Here is a 1,311-nt window from a genome sequence, read left to right as displayed (position 1 = left end):
CCCCTCGATAAATTCACGGATGGCGCTTTGACGTTCCAGTTCTTTGGCAAAGTACTGAAAAACAGGTTGCCAATCGCCGTTGTAAGCCATCTCTTCTACCAGATAGGAGAAATGCTCCATATCCACATTGAAAATGGACGAATTGCGATATGCTTCTATCAAGTAGGTGTACAGTTGTTCGCGCACTGTTAAATTAGGAATGCCAAGCAGAATGCTGCTACGGTATACACCTTGTATAGACAGCATACCGAAATAGAACAGCAGGCTCTTGAAATTCTCCGTATCGACCATCCGCTCGGCAGGGAAAGATTGCGCGATGTTGGCCGTTACCTTTCCCTCCGCCACCAGTTGCTGGATGACGGAAGTATTAACACCTAATCGTTTGTCTATCTGCACCAAGTGGCGAAGTTTGTTGTAATCCGTACGGATATTGCTATCAACCATCATCTTAGGCGGTTTATGCCGTTGCATATATTCATTAAGGAAATATAAAGACATATCTGAGTTAAACATGTGCTCGTCCGACATATCCTCTGAAAAGCAATAATTATCATACCACGGCCGCATCTCTTCTAACAGATCATCCACCGTAACCTCTTCCGGTAATGCTCCTTCTGACTTGTAGTAACTGATCATCTGACGTACTTCTTCCGTACTGAAACCGATGATACTATTGAATTCCGGCTTCATACTGATATTTGTCCCGATGTTGAATCCGCTGGTTACGTCATCCATTGTAACGGGGCTGACACCGGTAATGAACATACGGTCAATTGCTGCATCGGGTCCGGTAGTAGCCGCTTTGATAACATTGAAGAATTCACGGATAAATCCTTCACCATGTGTCGTCTTGCGGTAGCGTTCTGTGCCGTAAGTGGCCAATAGGGTATTGGTGAAGTTGTCGTACTCGTCAATCAGCAGATAGATGTGCGGGCAGTTGTTGTCGCTGATATAGCGGGCAATCTTTCCAAGCTGCAAACCGGGTAACTTTTCCTCTCTGTCCAACTCTTCCCAAATTTCTTTGCCCAACAAATGCTCATATTTTTTAATAAACCGGATAATCACTGCATTGCAATAGGCTTTGAATGACTGTTCCACCTCATCAGGATTGGAGCTGACCTCCGAGAAATTGAATCTGAGTACCAGATACTTATTATGCGCCTTTGTAGCATGCTTTCCGATATACAGTTCACCGAAAAGTTCTTCGAAGCGGTCGGCATAATCTACGCTGTAATATGTCTCCAGCATGGCCAGAAACAGCGACTTGCCGAAACGGCGGGGACGGAGCAGGAAAAGATAATTCGGCTGGTT

The 1,311-nt window shown here is 45.2% G+C and carries 1 protein-coding gene; it reads right to left on the bottom strand.

Annotation, left to right across the window (positions count from 1 at the left end):
• A partial coding sequence (locus Q3C19_RS18200) for an AAA family ATPase (protein WP_302731267.1) occupies positions 1-1,311 on the bottom strand: 1,311 nt, incomplete at both ends.

The sequence above is a fragment of the Bacteroides sp. ET489 genome (genome assembly GCF_030518095.1).
Taxonomy (GTDB): domain Bacteria; phylum Bacteroidota; class Bacteroidia; order Bacteroidales; family Bacteroidaceae; genus Bacteroides; species Bacteroides ndongoniae.
This window is presented reverse-complemented; position numbering and strand designations above follow the sequence as displayed.